The sequence below is a fragment of the Brevundimonas sp. UBA7838 genome, from assembly GCF_002500885.1.
In the GTDB taxonomy this organism is placed as follows: domain Bacteria; phylum Pseudomonadota; class Alphaproteobacteria; order Caulobacterales; family Caulobacteraceae; genus Brevundimonas; species Brevundimonas vesicularis_C.
Map to the genome: position 1 here is coordinate 1,151 of NZ_DLTK01000041.1, position 1,103 is coordinate 2,253.

General features: G+C 67.5%; 2 protein-coding genes. Both read left to right on the plus strand.

Translation table 11 applies throughout. The annotated features are described in order from the left end of the window. Window positions 1–342 precede the first annotated feature (342 nt). A complete protein-coding gene (hfaA, locus tag B3T77_RS02750) occupies window positions 343–783 on the plus strand; it encodes a holdfast anchoring protein HfaA (protein ID WP_039247052.1) in 441 nt (146 codons plus the stop codon). Next, window positions 780–1,103: twin-arginine translocation signal domain-containing protein (locus tag B3T77_RS02755; RefSeq protein ID WP_292076988.1), on the plus strand; the 324-nt coding region annotated here is incomplete at its 3' end. The genes hfaA and B3T77_RS02755, both read left to right, overlap by 4 nt.

Here is a 1,103-nt window from a genome sequence, read left to right on the forward strand (position 1 = left end):
CGCCGTGCAGCAGCATGGCCGTCAGCAGCCCGCCCCACCGCCCCTGCTCCAGATCAATGGGCGCGAACGCCATGCTCATGCCCATGTCGGGCAGGTCGCGTTGGAAGAAAAAGAGCGTCGGCATCGATGCCGCGATCAGCAGCACGACCAGCGGCACGTTGAACATCGGCTCTCGCGCCGGGCGGCTGTTCGGCGGATCGAATCGACCGGATGCGTCTGACATGACGCCACAAATGCTCAGTGACCTGTGTCACATCAAGCGCTTCTTAATAACCTTAATGCAGGTTGGGGTGCGGATCACGCTCGTGGTCCGGCGTTCGTTTGTGCGCGAGGAACCCCGGAATGCCCGCCAAGAGGCTGTTTGTATCCACCGCCGTCATGGCCTTCGCCGCCGCTGCGAGCGTGCCGGCGATTGCGCAGTCGACGGGTTCGGGCGGCGCTGCGCGCTTCCAGCAGGGCTATGGCGGCGCGCGAACGGCCGCCAATACGGCCGCGACCGGCTACACCCGCGATGCCAACGGCAATCGGCTGATCGTCAACGGCATCATCCAGTCGGGCGCCTCATCCTATTCCAGCCAGTCCGGCGGCGCGGCCTCGGCCTATGCCGGCGCAGGCGCGTCCAGCAACGGCGGCACGACCATCGGCGGCTCCACCGCCATCGGCAATCAGCTGAACGTGGTGGTCCAGGGCAGCCGCAACACCGTCATCGTCAACTCGACCCAGACCAACACCGGCGCCATCAACGCCGGTACGGCCCTGAACGGGAACATCAACCTGCCATGAGCCGCCGTCATCTCATCAAGGGGTCCGCCGCCGTTTCGGCCGTCGCCCTTCTGCTCGCCGGCTGCGTCAGCCCGGTCGCGGGTCCGTCGGGTCAATATGCGACGCCGATCGGCAATGCGCCGGTGACCGCAAACCCCACGCCCTATTCCGCCGCGCTCTATTGCCTGGCCGACTACGCCCGTCGCTACAACCTGCCCTCGCCGCGCATGGCCGTGGGCCGGATCAGCGACTACACCGGCACGGTGTCGTCCGACGGCGGCCGGCAGATCACCGGCGGCGCCTCCCTGATGGCGAACTCGGCGCTGGCCAAGGCCGGCGCC